Origin of the sequence: Bacillus sp. S4, assembly GCF_040838205.1 — a bacterium.
Taxonomy (GTDB): Bacteria; Bacillota; Bacilli; order Bacillales; family Bacillaceae_G; genus Bacillus_A; species Bacillus_A cereus_U.
Window position 1 is genome coordinate 1 of record NZ_JBFPJI010000496.1, and the last position, 1,599, is coordinate 1,599.

Below are 1,599 nucleotides of genomic sequence, written 5' to 3' on the forward strand. Positions count from 1 at the left end.
AAATAAAATAAGGCTTTCTTTCATACCACCATATTTCCAATTTGATAAAGATGTACAAGAAAAAGGTCAATGGTACATTAATATCGAAGGTGGTTCAACACTTGTTCCTGCAGTAGCTCCTCCAAGCATAAATAGTTCTGCAACCACTACAATTCAATCTACTAAAAACGTAAAATACAATCAAAAAACGATTTTAGCCGCTGTAATAAAAACAAGTAAAGATACTTTAAGTGTTCCTACAATTGATGAAGAACCAGGCATTGAGTTACTCTTAAAAGAAAACGAACACGTTTATCTATTTAGTATCGAGCTAAAAAAAGAACAATAAAGAGGAAAGGCAACTCAAATGCCTTTCCTCTTTATTTTTTAACAAGGTGTACTTTTATATATATAAATTAAATCGCTTTTTCGTCACGATTACTACTCGTCCTTCTCATCTCCTATTTCTATTCGTTTCTTCTCTCTTGCAATTTTCAAAAACTCTAACAACTCTGGATTGTTATTCATTTTTTTATAAGCCACTGACATTTCTGCAACAAAATTAGAATCACATAACTCTTTATATACAACTTCTGTTTTATACAATTTATTTGCGGATACAGGTATTACTGTAATTCCAATACCTGCTGCTACAAGCCCCATGACAGTTTGATACTCCGTTGCTTCTTGTACAATATGCGGACTAAAACCTACATCGCGGCAAAGCGATAAAATTGTATCGTATAACGCTGGCCATACTGGTCTCGTAATAAATACGAAAGGTTCATCCCTTAAATCTTCGATATGTATTTCGTCCTTTTCAGCAAGTGGATGTGCCTTCGGTAAACATAACGTACACGAAAGTTTTTGAATTGGTTCTAACTCAAGTAATTGCGTTGGAATTGGCGGACGTAAAAATCCAATATCAATTCGATTATCATGAAGTGCATGCACCTGATCCGGTGTTGACAATTCATGTAATGCAACAGACACTCTTGGAAATTTCTTTCTATACTCCCTGACGATTGACGGTAAAATATCATATATCGCCGCACCTACAAAACCAATTGAAAGTGATCCCACTTCTCCCCTTTGAGCACTTTGTGCGACTTCTACTGCTTTTTCAATTTGTTCAAACGCTTTTTTTACTTCTTTTAAAAACATTTCTCCCGCTTCTGTTAATTCAACCTTTCTCTTCGTTCTTGAAAATAACATAACTTCCATTTCTTTTTCTAATTGCTGAATTTGTTGACTAAGCGGGGGTTGTGTCATTTGTAAACGAGCAGCTGCTCGTCCAAAGTGCAATTCCTCTGCCACTACAACAAAATATTGCAAATGCCGTAATTCCATTTTGGACACCCTTTTCATTTTCGATTAATACATCTAATATATTAATAACATATAATTTATATATTAGACAAATATTTCGAATGAACGTATAGTAGAAATTGCGAATTATTTTTTACAATTTTTATGTAAAAAAACAAAAAGGTGGTTACTGTATGAAATGGTGGAAGTTAAGCGGACAAATTTTATTATTATTTTGTTTCGCTTGGACAGGTGAATGGATTTCAAAACAGGCACACCTCCCAGTTCCAGGAAGTATAATCGGTATTTTTT

The 1,599-nt window shown here is 34.0% G+C and carries 2 protein-coding genes and 1 pseudogene; 2 read left to right on the forward strand and 1 reads right to left on the reverse strand.

What is annotated here, in order from left to right; translation table 11 throughout:
* The coding region (locus tag AB3X48_RS21965) for a YgaN family protein (RefSeq protein ID WP_503413928.1) at positions 1–328 on the forward strand (328 nt) is incomplete at its 5' end.
* A 92-nt stretch (positions 329–420) separates the two neighbouring features.
* On the opposite strand, the gene alsR is transcribed toward AB3X48_RS21965, so the two are convergent.
* Entirely contained in the window at positions 421–1,329 is a 909-nt protein-coding gene (gene alsR, locus AB3X48_RS21970; protein WP_002160879.1) for an acetoin biosynthesis transcriptional regulator AlsR, read from the reverse strand.
* Between the two features lie 152 nt (positions 1,330–1,481).
* On the opposite strand from alsR, the pseudogene AB3X48_RS21975 reads away from it, so the two are divergent.
* A pseudogene (locus AB3X48_RS21975) lies at positions 1,482–1,599 on the forward strand (CidA/LrgA family holin-like protein); the annotation flags it as partial.

What these genes read in the sequence shown, in the direction of transcription:
- alsR (WP_002160879.1), bottom strand. Translation starts at nt 1,329, where the DNA reads ATGGAATTACGGCATTTGCAATATTTTGTTGTAGTGGCAGAGGAATTG.